This window comes from Salmonella sp. SAL00670 (genome assembly GCF_046552235.1).
GTDB classification, from domain to species: Bacteria; Pseudomonadota; Gammaproteobacteria; order Enterobacterales; family Enterobacteriaceae; genus Salmonella; species Salmonella enterica.
The window spans coordinates 867,909-882,027 of the sequence record NZ_JBGDUO010000001.1; the positions used below are offsets into that span (position 1 = coordinate 867,909).

The following is a 14,119-nucleotide window of genomic DNA, read 5'->3' on the forward strand; positions in this document are numbered from 1 at the left end:
CGCTTGACGTTGCATTCACCTGCGAGAGAGATATTGCCCCGAATAGGTAGATGGTTTATTGACTTCGCTCAAATTTCTCGGCGTTTTTTCATACGAAATGGTCTGAAAAGCGCTTTTGTTACAACCATTTACTGCGATGCAACCATAAAGTAACACCACCGATCAGGACAACTAACAGAATACAAAACAGAGAAAAGCCGAACCGCCATCCGCCGCCAGGAATACCGCCCAGGTTAACGCCAAATAACCCTGTTAAAAAGGTGCTGGGCAGAAAAACCATCGCCATAAGCGACATGGTATAAGTTCTGCGCGCCAGAGACTCCTGCATCACCTGGGCAATTTCATCCGCCATGATGCCAGTACGCGCGATACAAGCGTCAATTTCATCCAACCCCCTTCCCAGCCTGTCGGCGATATCCTGCATTCTGCGCCGGTGATCGTCGCTCATCCACGGCAGCCGTTCACTCGCAAGCCGGGCATAGACGTCGCGCTGCGGCGCCATATAGCGGCGCATAACAATTAGCTGTTTACGTAGCAATGCGAGGAAACCGCGCGGTGGGATTTGCTGGTCGAGAAGATTATCTTCCAGATCGATAATTTTATCGTGTAGCTCTTCAATAAATTCACTGGCGTGATCGGTTAACGCATCGCACACATCCACTAACCAGCCGCCGCAATCTACGGGCCCGGTGCCCTCCTGCAAATCACTGACCACATCGTCCAGCGCCAGAACCTTTCGCTGACGGGTAGACACAATGAACCGCTCGTCCATATATAAACGCATTGCTACTAATTGATCCGGGCGTTCGTCAGTACTGCCATTAATACAGCGCAGCGTAATGAGCGTCCCTTCCCCCATACGACTTACGCGCGGGCGCGAGCTTTCACCAGCCAGCGCATCACGCACGTTATTGGGGAGTAAAGGCGTTGAAGCCAACCAGCGGGCGCTGTCCGGGTGGGTATAATTAAGATGTAGCCAACAGGGATGCTGACTATCGATCACATCATTATCTTCGAGCGGTTTTACTCCACCACGACCATCCAGTAGCCATGCGAAAACGGCATCCGGCACGTTCACATCCGATCCCTTAATGGCTTCCACAGCGCCTCCACGTTACAACTCTCATGCCGTTAGTCTAGCTTTCGGGAAAGGTTAAGCAATCTCTCATTTTCTCATTGCGCAAAAAGAATGACGGGAACGTGCGAAAAAAGCGCCTTAGCAACAGGCGCTTACCAAACATGTATTATCAGGCCTGGCCGCGCCTGGTGATGGTCGAAAGAGGTGATACATGAGAGCGCGACAGCGCATGTTCACTGTAACCCGGCTGGCTTAAACGAAATTTGTCGGTTTTAGTCTGTAACTCGATCACCTGCGCCTTTAAAACATCCGAAGAAGCAGATAGCGCTTCAACCATTAAGACATTGCTATGGGTTGCGCTTTCCAGATCGCTCAACGCCAGTGTTATCTGGTTAATGCCTTTTTCCTGCTCCCGCGTGGTGGTGGAAATTTCACTCATCAGCACGTTTAATTGCCCGGAACCGCCAACAATCTCCTGCATATTTTTTTCAGCCTCCTGCACTATGGCGGCCCCCTGCCGCACATTGTCATGCGTAACGTCGATCAGCGCCTTGATATTTTTTGCCGCCTCAGCGCTACGATGCGCCAGATTACGCACTTCCCCGGCCACCACGGAGAAACCTTTTCCATGATCGCCCGCCCGCGCAGCCTCTACCGCCGCGTTAAGCGCCAGAATATTAGTCTGGAATGCGATACCGTCAATCAATGAAATAATCTCCGTCATCTGCGAGGCACAGTCGGTAATAGAACGCATATTTTCTGTAACCCGCACCATTAATTCACCGCCTTTACGGGCGCATTGGGTTGCACAATCCGCCTGTATGCTCGCCATTCGGGTATTATCCGCATTGTTTTTGGTACTCGCCGCCATTTCATCCATACTGGCGGCAGTTTGAATTAACGAGGCCGACTGCTGTTCCGTCTTTACGGATAGCGACATACTGCGCGCCGCCAGTTGTTCGGAAAGGGTCATTGCCGTTTGCGAAGAGGATCTGATTTCGCGTACCAGCGCGGAAATATTCTCCGACAGGCTATTAATTCCGGGGATGAGTCGCCCGGCGCAATTATTGCCAAATTCGGAGATATGAATAGACAAGTTTCCTGCTGCGACCTCTTCAATACTTTTCTTCACGGTATTAATCGGCACTACCAGATAGCAGGTCATATACCACCAAAGCAGTAATGTCGAGATCAGATAAATGATATTACACGTAATTAAAATAGGGAGATCGTGCAGAAAGGTTATTTGTAAAGTATCCACCAAAAGAAACGTACATACCATGAATAGAATAATGCATGTCCTGACGCTGATATTTCTTAACATTTTTGATGGCCTACAACCAGGATAGGAGACAGGTTTTATTTTTATAGCATTTCAGATAGCTATTGCCATTCGTTTCTTTGACATTCTCCATATTCAATACCAGACCATCGTCATTTCCCTTAGTGCAACAGATAAAATCACCTATATTCGCTATGCCAGGATATTCATCCATCCATATTGACAAGTGATGTACTTATCACCATTTTCTGCTTAATAGTTAAGTCGAAAGCCAGTATATTTTAATAGACGCTTAAATAAGCGAATGACTGTTTCTCCGTGTTATTACCGCGGACAGCGTTATCGCCCGTTCTCTTGCAGAATCCTGAGCATCAGGCATAAAATCGGGTTCGCGCGAGCTTGCGCTGGCGGTCCTGTCCGCCAGCGGCAACGATTTACCGACTACGCTTCGCATGGCGCTCCCAGTTATCCTGTTTAGCCTGCACCGTTTTACGTAACGCGACATAACATGCCCCGCCGCCGCCATGGTGCGGCAGCGCCGAACAATAAGCCTGTACATCTTCAAACTCTGTCAACCAGCGGGCCACATAGCTTCGGACGATATTGGCATGCGACTTCGCCTCTCGCCCTTTACCATGAATGATCAGGACATTACGCAACCCCTCTTTCTGCGCCTCCAGGATAAAACGAAACAGCATTTTTCGGCACGTTTCGACCGGCTGGCGTAACAAATTGAGGCTGGCCTGCTGAGGGTATTTCCCACTGCGTAACTTGTCGATGACACCCTGCTGCAATCCTTCCCGACGAAATTCCAGCGGTTCATTCAGCGGCAGAATATCCAGAAAGCCCGTCGTCAGGAAATTATCAAGCTGAAGCGTGTCGATACGCTGGGGCGTTTTAAGATTACGCGTTGGCTGCCAGTGTACATCAGTATGGCGTTTCAGCGGCTGGACATCCTCCATGGCGTCAAGAAACAGCGCTTTATCGTCAAGGTTCATGGTTCATCCTCCAGCGTTTTTGCGACTGCCGTTATCATAACCGTGCCCTGTTATACCGACAACGGTTTACAGTTATTTCCAATAACAGCGACAATGTCAGGCAATTAACCGCCTCGCCAGGCTCTCTTTTTCTCCGCCTACGATATTACTGTCGCTAAATGTGTTATCCCTGACTATCTTTTAAGGAGTATGGTTGCGGGTATTCCTGGCATGATATCTTGTCTCTTACGTTAGATTAAGACGATGTGAGAGAACGGATGCTGAGATTACTTGAAGAGAAGATAGCCACGCCATTAGGTCCGTTATGGGTGGTTTGCGATGAGCAGTTTCGACTGCGGGCCATTGAGTGGGAACAGTACCGCGATCGTATGGAGCAACTGCTAAATATCCACTACTGTCACGAAGGCTATGAACGCGTTTCTGCGACTAACCCCGGTGGACTCAGCGATAAGCTTGCAGATTATTTTGCAGGCAATCTCGCCGTAATTGATACCCTGGAAACCGCCACGGGGGGCACACCTTTTCAACGGGAAGTATGGCAGGCGTTGCGCGCTATCCCCTGCGGGCAGGTGATGCACTATGGTCAACTGGCGGCGCAACTGGGACGACCGGGCGCCGCACGCGCAGTCGGTGCTGCGAATGGCGCTAACCCCATCAGTATTGTTGTTCCCTGCCATCGCGTCATTGGGCGTAACGGCACTCTGACCGGATACGCCGGTGGCGTGCAGCGAAAAGAGTGGCTATTACGCCATGAAGGCTATCTTTTATTATGAATATACAGGCAAAAAGTGCCTTATCGGTCACACTTTTATGTAAAGCAACAACAAATAAATTACGTATTTTCAAATAGATAAAAGTATTCATCAAACTTATACTTGAATTATTCCTTCTCCGGGATAGCTCAGACTTACGCGCTCACCAAAAAGATGTTAAAATTGACAAATATCAATTACGGCTTGAGCAGACCTATGATCCCGGAAAAGCGAATTATACGGCGCATTCAGTCTGGCGGTTGTGCTATCCATTGCCAGGATTGCAGTATCAGCCAGCTTTGCATCCCGTTCACACTTAACGAGCATGAGCTTGATCAGCTTGATAATATCATCGAGCGCAAAAAGCCCATTCAGAAAGGGCAAACTCTGTTTAAAGCAGGTGATGAATTGAAATCGCTCTATGCTATCCGCTCCGGAACGATTAAGAGCTACACCATTACCGAGCAAGGCGATGAGCAGATTACTGGATTCCATTTAGCAGGCGACCTGGTGGGTTTTGACGCCATTGGCAGCGGTCATCACCCGAGCTTTGCACAGGCGCTGGAAACCTCAATGGTATGTGAAATACCCTTTGAGACACTGGATGACCTGTCCGGCAAAATGCCTAACCTGCGTCAGCAAATGATGCGTCTGATGAGCGGTGAAATTAAAGGCGATCAGGATATGATCCTGTTATTGTCGAAGAAAAACGCCGAAGAACGTCTGGCCGCGTTTATTTACAACCTGTCCCGCCGCTTTGCGCAGCGTGGTTTTTCACCGCGTGAATTCCGCCTGACGATGACCCGTGGCGATATCGGCAACTATCTGGGCTTAACGGTCGAAACCATTAGCCGTCTGCTGGGGCGTTTCCAGAAAAGCGGCATGCTGGCGGTGAAAGGTAAGTATATTACTATTGAAAACAGCGATGCGCTGGCGGCCCTCGCCGGTCATACCCGCAACGTCGCTTAAACGTCAGCTAAACCATTGATGTTATCTTCTGCCATATCGTTAAATTTTTCTCATTTATTGATCTGGCAGAAGCGCTTCCTCTGTTTCATTCACCATATTTGAGTTACTCTTTAGTTACAAACTGCGATGACAGTTGTAAGGAGACCCTGTATGGCTATGTATCAAAATATGCTGGTGGTCATCGATCCCAATCAGGACGACCAACCCGCATTACGGCGAGCAGTTTATTTGCATCAACGGATTGGCGGCAAAATTAAAGCTTTCCTGCCTATTTACGATTTCTCGTATGAGATGACCACCCTGCTTTCTCCTGACGAACGCACCGCAATGCGTCAGGGCGTAATAAGCCAACGCACAGCCTGGATACGTGAGCAGGCGAAATATTATCTTGAAGCCGGTGTCCCCATTGAAATTAAAGTGGTCTGGCACAATCGTCCCTTTGAGGCCATCATCCAGGAGGTTATCGCCGGCAGTCACGATCTGGTGTTGAAAATGGCGCATCAGCACGATCGACTGGAAGCGGTCATTTTTACCCCTACCGACTGGCATTTGCTGCGTAAATGCCCAAGCCCCGTGTGGATGGTCAAGGATCAGCCGTGGCCAGAGGGCGGCAAAGCCCTGGTCGCCGTGAACCTGGCAAGCGAAGAGCCCTATCACAATGCTCTCAACGAAAAGCTGGTAAAAGAGACCTTACAATTGGCGGAGCAGGTTAATCATACCGAAGTGCACCTGGTCGGCGCCTACCCCGTTACGCCAATCAATATCGCCATTGAGCTGCCGGAATTTGATCCCAGCGTGTATAACGACGCCATCAGAGGCCAGCATTTACTGGCGATGAAAGCGCTGCGCCAGAAATTCAGCATCGATGAAAAAGTTACGCATGTAGAAAAAGGCTTGCCTGAAGAAGTTATCCCGGATCTTGCCGAACATCTCCAGGCGGGGATCGTTGTGCTTGGCACCGTTGGACGTACCGGACTCTCGGCCGCGTTTCTGGGGAACACGGCCGAACAGGTCATTGACCATCTGCGCTGCGACCTGTTAGTCATTAAGCCTGATGAGTATCAAACACCGGTTGAACTGGACGACGAGGACGATTAATCCCTCTTCCGTCCTGCCGGATGGCGCTGCCATCCGGCCAATACCTCATTCCTGTTACTCATCTCCGCCGAGGAAATAGATCCCCAAAGGAATCGCCAGCAGAATAGTGAACACCAGACTGTAAACGAAAATCATTGCCGACTGAATGGCATACATAGAGCTTGTCCACTCGGACAGTGGAATATGATATTGCTCAATCACACCGCCGATAGTCGCGCGCGTTACCACCGATGCCGCAACGATAAACACTGCCAGCAGGCATAACAGAAATTTTTTCCCCTTCGCCGATTTCAGCTTCATCATGATCATAGTATTGTCCTTTACAGATGACTTTGTTACCTGATAGCAACAATACCATGACAATCACGCGATGTCTGCTCCATAAAACGTGACATTGTATTTACATAAAAAGTAAACCGCTGAGATTAAAGCTGATAGCACTATTTCTTCTTTTTACTTATCGATGATCTACGCGTTTATCCTGGGTAAAATACCTGTTAATCAGGTCATTCTGAGCTGTTATCGTAGGAAGGAGCGGAAAACAATAATGTTCACTGAATTTTTTCTCAAAAACGCATTTAATCTGGCGATACTTTTCAGTTGCGGTATGGCGTTGCTGGTCGTGAGATTTTGGCTCAGCCGTAACGTACAGTGGAAGAAAGGATTCACGTTCCATGCGGCACAGTTTTTTATTTATGCAATTATTATTGGAACCATCGGGAGCATCCTGAATAATGCTATTGAAGATTATAATTTGCGTTTTATCTCTTCCGGGGTCATTGATTTTATCTGCACCTCACTCATTGCGCTTATTCTGACGATAAAACTTTTCCTGATTATTAACCAATTTGAAAAAGCACAGGTCAATAAAGGTAGAGATGTCACCAGTACACGTATTCTGGCACGGGTCATAAAAATAACCATTATTGTCGCGATTGTCTTACTGTATGGCGAACATTTTGGCATGAGTCTGTCCGGTCTGCTGACCTTTGGCGGTATCGGCGGTATCGCTGTTGGTATGGCGGGCAAAGATGTCCTGAGCAATTTTTTCTCCGGTATTATGCTCTATTTCGATCGCCCCTTCAGTATCGGAGACTGGATTCGTTCTCCTGACAGAAATATCGAAGGTACGGTCGCCGAAATCGGCTGGCGAATTACACGAATTAACACATTCGACCACCGCCCGTTGTACGTGCCTAATTCCGTCTTTTCATCCATTAGCGTTGAGAATCCGGGACGGATGACCAACCGTCGAATAAAAACGGTTATTGGATTACGTTACGAAGATGCCGACAAAATTGGCCTCATTGTTGACGCTATCAGAAACATGTTGCAGGCGCACAGCGATATCGATCAGAAACAGACGCTGTTGGTCTATTTTAATGAATTCGCCGACTCTTCGCTGAATATTATGGTGTATTGCTTTACCAAAACAACAGTATGGCAGGAATGGCTTGCCGTACAGCAGGATGTTTACCTGAAAATTATTGCGATTGTCCAGGAAAACGGCGCTGACTTCGCCTTCCCAAGCCAGACGCTCTATATCGATGACCCGGAGGCCGCGCCTGCGATAAAATAAAAGATAGCCGGTGCCCGATAACGCTTATCGGGCACCGAGGCTTCCCTGTCCGAATGACGGGTTGTTAGCGCCTTCCTCACGGTGATCAACGGCTCTTTTCATTCACCGTCATGGTAAATTCAAGCACCTCATTAGTGTCGTTAACGTAGGCATGAGGCATGTCGGTTCTGGCTACAGCGGAGCAGCCCTCCCGAATAATAAAGCGTCTACCGTCGACTGTTAATGTCAGTGTTCCCTGATTAACAAACAGTAATTCACAGGTGTCTGCCGGATGCCCTGCCGATTCAAACTGTTCACCAGGATGCATTATCCATTGCCAGAGTTCCAGCATATCTGGCCCGCTGGTTCCCGCCATCAGTTTTGCGCTGCCGCCTTTCTCGCCGCGCCACAACACCGGAATAGCATCCCGGTCGATAAGATGGACCATCGGCTCGCTGGCGACGTTGACAACATCCGCCACGGACACTCCCATTGCCGCCGCGATCTTACATAACAGCGCAATGCTTGGATTGGCTTTACAGCCTTCAATTTCCACCAGCATTCCTTTACTGACGCCGGAACGCCGCGCAAGCTCATCCAGCGACATCTTTTTTTGGCTACGAAATTGTTTGATACGTTGGGAAACAGCTTCATTTATTGTGCTGACGTCGGCGCCCGCCGTGGTCGATAAGTTGACTTTTTTGGTCATTGGTCGATATCATAGAAGAAAATAGTCATTACAGGATTATGCGATGTCTTCTATGTTACCGTCAATCAGCCCGGAACTGGCCCGTATCGCTCCCGGCTTTCGTGCATTAAGTATTAATGTTATTGCCGCTCCGATTCGCGATGCGCAGGTCGGAGAAATCGCGCTAAAAGAGGCCTGTCAGGCCGTAATTAACGGCCAACCGGCGTGGGCACAGGCGCATATAGACGCCTGGAATGCGGTGTTTAAAGCATTCGGCGCAAAACCAAAGCGCACCCCCTGCTCGGCTGAAGCGCTACGAAAACGCGTGTTGAAGGATGGAACAATGGCGGCGCTGGATCCGGTCGTGGATCTTTATAACGCGGTGAGCCTGCGCTATGCCGTACCGGTAGGCGGCGAAAATAGCGCGGCTTATTGTGGATCGCCGCGGCTGGTTTTCGCAGACGGTAGTGAAACATTTGATACTCTGAAAGAAGGACAACCCGCCACCGAGTCGCCAGAACCGGGCGAAGTTATCTGGCGCGATGACAGAGGCGTCACCTGTCGGCGCTGGAACTGGCGTCAGGGAGTACGTACCCGACTAAGCGCTTCAGATAAAACGATGTGGTTTATCCTTGAAAGCTTGCCGGAAATGCCGGTTGATGAATTGTACGCGGCAGGAAACATGCTGACTGACGGCCTTAAAAAAATGATGCCAGGTTTACGTTTTGAATCCACGTTGATAGGTGTTTGATTGATATTGCGTAACAGGAGAAATACCATGTCGCTGTTTCTGACAAGTTTTATTTTCGAAAAAAAAGAGTACGACGAAGAGTTTTATCAACTGGATGGCTGGATTGAGCGCTATACGCAGTCTATTGATGGCTATATTGGGATGGAAAGCTATACCGATGCCGCCAGCGGAAGAATAGTTAATAATTATTACTGGCAGACCCGCGAATCAATGGAGCTATTGATAAATAATTTACAGCACCAGCAGGCCAAATCACAAAGTCATAAGTGGCTTTCCGGTTACCAGACGATTATTGCAGAAATTCAGGGGTGCCATAACGTTAACCTGCCCCATCCGCTGGCATCATTTTCAGTTCCTTATGCGTGATGCAATAGTATATATATTAAATGTGGGGGCACACAAGAGAATGCCTGCGCCCCTGCATTGCCGGTTATTCGGTTCTCTGTGCAGGGGCGGTGCTGATATAAGTGATTAGTAAACAGGAAGATGAGTGATATCTCGTGGTACACTAACACGCGTAACCACATTGTTTTCATCGCACTCTATCAACGCTCTGGCAAAAATACTGAGCTCATTAATTTTCAGCCCGGAATTATCCAAAAACTGGCGGCAAGCGTAGTCAGAAACAAAGGTTATGCCGGGATGAATATCATGTTCCCGAATAAAACGGGCCTGAGCAAATGGCGTATCCATACTCAGCACATATACCGCCCGGTTTGAGTGGCTACCCGCTGATTTAAGGCGGTCACTATAGTCTTTTACCTGCCATTCACAAACCGGCGTATCCAGTGACGGGACGACAATAATCCGCTTTTTTATCCCCGGGATACAGTAACCCGGTAATAAATTATGGCTCACCAGCCCCTTTGTGCAGGGTAATGGTTCGCCTTCAGCCAGTATACCGGGTTTGAGGGTCAGCTGCGTTTTGCCAAAGGTGACAGCGTGTTCCTGACCCAATGAAATATAATCTTGTGTTGTTGCTGGTGTCATAAAAACTTCTCCTTTTAACGTTTGTATTCTTTTAGCCATAATAATTATTTAGCAATCCGCTAAAAAACCAGGTGAACATCCATAATAAGATGATGGTGATAAAAAGAATTATATTAGTCATAATAATTAATATAGTTTTATAGTCTTCCTCTGATGGAAATTTCTTTCGTGAAACTCATTGCATATTTAAAAGATATGTCAATACGTTCATTACTATGCCCACGATAGGTTATAACTTGTGTATATTTACCTGGAACATTTTCTTTCTTAAGAGGGCCATAATCCCATAAGCCTTTTAAATTTTCACGCGCTACAGTCTTATTAATGTGAACTTCATTTACAGGATTCCCGTCGATATCCTTAACAATAGTTGTGATGGTGGCACTTTCACCCGGCGATAATACAGACTTATCTATACTCATAACTGTTAAATCTGGGCTTGGCGTATTAGATATAGTTTCTGTTTCAATATACTGGAACTCAGATACCGATGGCACAGGCGTGTACCCTGACGCTGAAGCCATATCCGTTTCATTATAAATTTCTAATTTAATCTTTGAACCCCGATGTTCCTTTTGGATATTAAATTTATGCTCACATGGCTTTTCACGTTTAAGTATATGCTGAGAGTTATCTTTATTGATCTGATAATACGTACATACTGTAGTAAAAGTTTCCGCAGACTGATAGTTATTATCCGGATCTCTGATGCCTACATTTCTGGCATTCCTCGCAATAGTCATTCCCGGAAAAGGTGTATACTTTTCAATAGAAAAGCCAAGTCCATTAAACTGCAATTCGTAGGTATCACGAGGTGTTCCAGGCCTGTGCCCAACGCTCGGCGCCGTAGGAGGAGAAAACATCCCGACGGTTGCCGCGGACGTTGTCGACGAATCCGCCAAGACGCTTATCGGCGCAGCCGCCAGAAGCAGGCTATAGATAATAAGATTATGTTTCGACATACGCACTGTTGATCCTTTTTAAAACATTAATTCGCATCAGATGCTGCGGTAGAACTCTTGGCATTTTCTTTATCAGAAATAATTCTGACGCGGATATATTTATTCTGAAGCGATTCCCCGTTAAGGCTATAAGGGATAAGCCAGGTGGCCTTTGTCGCCCCCGGTACGGATTTCCAGGATTTCATTTCATCCGAGATTTCCCACTGATAATTAAACGCATCAGTACAGTCCGTGTTATTTACACAAAGCGTTCTGGCTCGCATTTCCGTTCCGACGACTGGCGCGGTAACGCTTCCGTTGGCCTCTTCAGTACCCGGCGTAAAAAGCACCTCCACAGAAGTGACCTTCTGCGCAATGCTGTCTGACTGCGCTTGCAGCAGTACGGTCCCCTTCACTGGATGTTTATCGTCTGGTCCGCTTGCTTCAATATGTAATTTGAGCGGGCGAGCATCATCGCCGATATGGGTCACCAGAACCCGTTCAACCCAATGGCCGTCACGCTCTGTACCACCGAGCGCTTTAAATGCCAGACCCGGCGTATCTGATTGATACTTAATATGACGTGGTTTGAGCGATGCCCACTCCTCTTCAGAGCGCTCGCGCACGTAGTGCCACTCAATAACCTTCCCCTCTTCTCCGGCAGGAAGCGGCGTACTGATGACAAAGTTGCCGTCCTCAACCTGAACATCGTCATTGATAACATTTATCCAGGAACGGAAACTGGTCTCATCCTGTGTCACCCTTACCGGGATACGCTCGGAGGTCACGCGAGTACCCCGGCTGTCAGTCACCGTTAAATAAAGGCTATACTCCTGACCGTCGGTCACCGTCAGCGGAAGTTGTGGAAGGATAAGGCCGCTGCCCAGACTCCCCTGAAGCTGGAGTCCGGCGAGAAGTTCCGCATCACCCGACCACTCAACCTTCTCAATCGGGTAACGGCTATCTACCGTCGCCATTAATGTCACCAGCGTCCCGGACAGGCCTGAAACCGGCATTGCCGTAATGCGGATTTTACTGGCCTGCTCCCGATACGCCATGACGATATCGTAATTACGATCAACAAAGGCACGCCGGTTAGTCGTATTCGACGGCGCCCCAACGTTGCGGTAATCAAGCTGTTCATGTAACGGCGTACCGAAGGAATAATTGACTCTCAGACCGCCCTCTGCCTGCGAGCCGCCGTTACCGGCGTCCCGATATCCTGCTCTGACCTCAAGTAAGGGGACGGGATTCCAGACCAGAGCCGCACCTGCGGCGCGGGGATTCCGGCTTAATGTACCGTTACCCAATAGATCAACTTTATCCCCGTAATACTGTTCATATGTCAGCTCGCCACTGAACCAGGGAAAATCGGGAAGCGTGCCTTTTGTTCGCAGATCAAAGCCATATGCCGGACGCTCATCATGTAATTCATGAACTGCTGACGTTTTCCAGCCGGTGAGAGGGAAATAATAGTTGCCGGAAAAGGCCAGACTGTCTTTATAGACTTCCCCGCCAATGCCGCCACGTAAGTGGGAATAACGGATGTCGGCATCCAGAAACGTATTGACGCCGAGCAGCCATCCATTGACCTCCTGGCGATAACCCACACCAACGTTAACATAGGTGCGGCCATCGAAACTGCTGCTGTCGTGGTCGCGAAAGCCAAGCTGGCCAAAGAGTAAAGACGATGTTGTTTCCTCGACAGGAATAAACATATCGAACTCTGATGAGCGATATTTCGCGCCATCTTCAAGATTGACGCCACCACGGAAAATAATCTCCGGAAAAGCGCTCTTCATCCCTTCGTTCACCAGATGATTAGCGGCTTGCCCTGGTAACGCCTTTATTTTTCCTTTGGCATAATCCTCCAGCGTCCCCTCCTGCAGATGCGGAGAAATAGACGATGCCGTCCCCGCAATCCACGACTGAATTTCACTATCGCTATCAGCAATGACCGGCAGTGAAATCTGACTGGTAACAATGGCCCAGGTTATATATTTAGTAATGGGTTTTTTAGAAAAAACCACTGTATTGTCTCCTGCTATATCCCCCTGCCTGGCAGGGGGAGCATTTAAATAAGATGTTTATTTAGCGATAACCATCAGCGACGGATAGCGCGTTTATTCTCCGGCGTGGCTTTCGTCGTTTTAGGCGTAACGTGGACACGGAACAGTTTATTCTGCTCGGTTCCCTTAATAATATATTTATGTTTTTCAGCGTTGGTATTATTCAGATCGGTGAACTTATCTGGTGTCCCGGCATCCGCCATCTGCCAGGTAAAGTTATAATTACTGACATCGCACTCAGCCGCCGCTGTGGTGGCACACTCCAGTACCGCTTCAAGGGTGCCGCCCACCACTGGGGTGTTGGCGTCATTGGTACCGTTGAGTTCATCAGTTGGTTTACCACTTTCATTCACCACATTGATAGTGACAGAACGTAGCTTATTAGAAATTGTACCGTCTGCGGCGGAGTCGCCGCCCACCCCAGAAGATGCAGAAGTTAATAAGACAGTGGCAGGCAAGAATGCACTATCCGGCACCCCCGTTGCCGTCTTAATTCGGTAAACGATTTTAATTTTTTTACCACCTGCATCAGCAGGAATGGTAAAAGCCGTCCCGGTTGCCGCCGGGGTTCCAGAAGGATCGGCGGCCTCATTATCCACTAGATACCATTTAATATCGTCGGCATTATTCATTTTATCCAGCGATAAGGGATCCCCATCCTCATCCCTAATAAAAACATCCGCTATCTGGAGGGTTGAACCGGTCGTCAGTTCCCCAGACACTTCTATTTTTTTTGCATTAGTAGTTGCCACAGGACGGTGACCAACAGAAGCAGGTGTAGCAGAAGAAGCCATATCATTGGCTCTGGTATTCGCCACCGCCTCTACTGAGACCACGGATGCACAAATTGCTAACGCTAATAAAGATCTTTTGAAGTACAAAACAATTCCCTTTTATTAAATCATTAGAAATAATTATGAGATTTATAATCTCACGGGCTAAAAA

15 protein-coding genes are annotated in these 14,119 nt (G+C 48.2%); 6 read left to right on the top strand and 9 right to left on the bottom strand.

Annotated elements, in window-relative coordinates; translation table 11 throughout:
- Positions 1 to 118 precede the first annotated feature (118 nt).
- The 3 genes from zntB to smrA all read right to left on the bottom strand — a co-directional run bounded on the left by zntB (position 119) and on the right by smrA (position 3,358).
- On the bottom strand, positions 119 to 1,102 hold the full coding sequence (zntB, locus tag ACLJRS_RS04310; protein ID WP_000387373.1) for a zinc transporter ZntB: 984 nt from the start codon (positions 1,100 to 1,102) through the stop codon (positions 119 to 121).
- A gap of 145 nt (positions 1,103 to 1,247) precedes the next feature.
- Entirely contained in the window at positions 1,248 to 2,402 is a 1,155-nt protein-coding gene (locus ACLJRS_RS04315) for a methyl-accepting chemotaxis protein (protein WP_000945630.1), read from the bottom strand.
- Between the two features lie 392 nt (positions 2,403 to 2,794).
- Positions 2,795 to 3,358, bottom strand: coding sequence for a DNA endonuclease SmrA (smrA, locus tag ACLJRS_RS04320; RefSeq protein ID WP_001046799.1), 564 nt, complete (start codon positions 3,356 to 3,358; stop codon positions 2,795 to 2,797).
- 257 nt (positions 3,359 to 3,615) lie between these two features.
- Between smrA and ogt the strand changes: the two genes are divergently transcribed.
- The 3 genes from ogt (at position 3,616) to uspE (ending at position 6,177) form a co-directional block, all read left to right on the top strand.
- Positions 3,616 to 4,131 carry a methylated-DNA--[protein]-cysteine S-methyltransferase gene (gene ogt / locus ACLJRS_RS04325; protein ID WP_000945031.1) on the top strand — a complete coding sequence of 172 codons (516 nt, stop codon included), beginning with the start codon at positions 3,616 to 3,618 and terminating at the stop codon, positions 4,129 to 4,131.
- 195 nt (positions 4,132 to 4,326) lie between these two features.
- Entirely contained in the window at positions 4,327 to 5,079 is a 753-nt protein-coding gene (gene fnr, locus ACLJRS_RS04330; protein WP_000611914.1) for a fumarate/nitrate reduction transcriptional regulator Fnr, read from the top strand.
- 150 nt (positions 5,080 to 5,229) lie between these two features.
- The gene (gene uspE / locus ACLJRS_RS04335; RefSeq protein WP_001262138.1) at positions 5,230 to 6,177 is read left to right on the top strand and encodes a universal stress protein UspE; all 948 of its coding nucleotides are present in this window, start codon (positions 5,230 to 5,232) and stop codon (positions 6,175 to 6,177) included.
- Positions 6,178 to 6,231: 54 nt separating this feature from the next.
- On the opposite strand, the gene ACLJRS_RS04340 is transcribed toward uspE, so the two are convergent.
- Positions 6,232 to 6,486 (bottom strand): DUF2534 family protein, encoded by a 255-nt coding sequence (locus ACLJRS_RS04340; RefSeq protein ID WP_000605645.1) that lies wholly within the window; start codon positions 6,484 to 6,486, stop codon positions 6,232 to 6,234.
- A 238-nt stretch (positions 6,487 to 6,724) separates the two neighbouring features.
- On the opposite strand from ACLJRS_RS04340, the gene ACLJRS_RS04345 reads away from it, so the two are divergent.
- Positions 6,725 to 7,756, top strand: coding sequence for a mechanosensitive ion channel family protein (locus ACLJRS_RS04345; protein ID WP_000493670.1), 1,032 nt, complete (start codon positions 6,725 to 6,727; stop codon positions 7,754 to 7,756).
- Between the two features lie 85 nt (positions 7,757 to 7,841).
- On the opposite strand, the gene ACLJRS_RS04350 is transcribed toward ACLJRS_RS04345, so the two are convergent.
- On the bottom strand, positions 7,842 to 8,444 hold the full coding sequence (locus ACLJRS_RS04350; protein WP_000163371.1) for a helix-turn-helix domain-containing protein: 603 nt from the start codon (positions 8,442 to 8,444) through the stop codon (positions 7,842 to 7,844).
- Between the two features lie 43 nt (positions 8,445 to 8,487).
- Between ACLJRS_RS04350 and ACLJRS_RS04355 the strand changes: the two genes are divergently transcribed.
- Together ACLJRS_RS04355 and ACLJRS_RS04360 are read left to right on the top strand one after the other, a co-directional pair.
- The gene (locus ACLJRS_RS04355) at positions 8,488 to 9,174 is read left to right on the top strand and encodes a B3/4 domain-containing protein (RefSeq protein WP_000097246.1); all 687 of its coding nucleotides are present in this window, start codon (positions 8,488 to 8,490) and stop codon (positions 9,172 to 9,174) included.
- 27 nt (positions 9,175 to 9,201) lie between these two features.
- The gene (locus tag ACLJRS_RS04360; protein ID WP_000051809.1) at positions 9,202 to 9,540 is read left to right on the top strand and encodes an antibiotic biosynthesis monooxygenase family protein; all 339 of its coding nucleotides are present in this window, start codon (positions 9,202 to 9,204) and stop codon (positions 9,538 to 9,540) included.
- A 105-nt stretch (positions 9,541 to 9,645) separates the two neighbouring features.
- On the opposite strand, the gene ACLJRS_RS04365 is transcribed toward ACLJRS_RS04360, so the two are convergent.
- From ACLJRS_RS04365 to zirU, 4 genes are all read right to left on the bottom strand, one after another.
- Positions 9,646 to 10,203 carry a redoxin family protein gene (locus ACLJRS_RS04365; RefSeq protein ID WP_001119107.1) on the bottom strand — a complete coding sequence of 186 codons (558 nt, stop codon included), beginning with the start codon at positions 10,201 to 10,203 and terminating at the stop codon, positions 9,646 to 9,648.
- Positions 10,204 to 10,301: 98 nt separating this feature from the next.
- Positions 10,302 to 11,132 (bottom strand): two-partner-like secretion system exoprotein ZirS, encoded by an 831-nt coding sequence (zirS, locus tag ACLJRS_RS04370; protein ID WP_001242918.1) that lies wholly within the window; start codon positions 11,130 to 11,132, stop codon positions 10,302 to 10,304.
- A gap of 20 nt (positions 11,133 to 11,152) precedes the next feature.
- Positions 11,153 to 13,135, bottom strand: coding sequence for a two-partner secretion translocator ZirT (zirT, locus tag ACLJRS_RS04375; RefSeq protein WP_000232052.1), 1,983 nt, complete (start codon positions 13,133 to 13,135; stop codon positions 11,153 to 11,155).
- A 74-nt stretch (positions 13,136 to 13,209) separates the two neighbouring features.
- Positions 13,210 to 14,055, bottom strand: a complete 846-nt coding sequence (gene zirU, locus ACLJRS_RS04380) for a two-partner-like secretion system exoprotein ZirU (protein WP_000273685.1) — start codon at positions 14,053 to 14,055, stop codon at positions 13,210 to 13,212.
- Between the last annotated feature and the right edge of the window lie 64 nt (positions 14,056 to 14,119).